General features: G+C 56.3%; 1 pseudogene. It reads right to left on the bottom strand.

Annotated elements, in window-relative coordinates:
• A pseudogene (locus CWI75_RS18220) lies at positions 1-327 on the bottom strand (transposase); the annotation flags it as partial.

Raw genomic sequence — 327 nt, 5'->3', positions numbered from 1 at the left:
CAGGCCAGCCGGATACTGATACCGTGTTTGGTCACGCCTTTCCTGGCCATCTCCCGACGTTGAGATGGCCTTACAGCTTTCCCTCGAGAGCTTCCTGGCGCAGTTCGGCTTTGATCCGCTCTTCAGCATACATCTTCTTCAGGCGGGCATTTTCGGCTTCCAGCTCCTTCAGTCGCTTCATCATCGACGCATCCATGCCACCGAACTTCGAGCGCCACTGATAGATCAGTGCTGTACTGACGTTGTGTTCGCGAGACAGGTCGGCGACCGGCACGCCAGCTTCGTGCTGCTTCAATATTGCCAGTATCTGGCCTTCGGTGAATCGAG

The organism is Kineobactrum sediminis (genome assembly GCF_002868715.1).
GTDB lineage: Bacteria > Pseudomonadota > Gammaproteobacteria > Pseudomonadales > Halieaceae > Kineobactrum > Kineobactrum sediminis.
The sequence above is the reverse complement of the archived record's forward strand: the minus strand, read 5'-3'. Positions and strand labels throughout refer to the sequence as shown.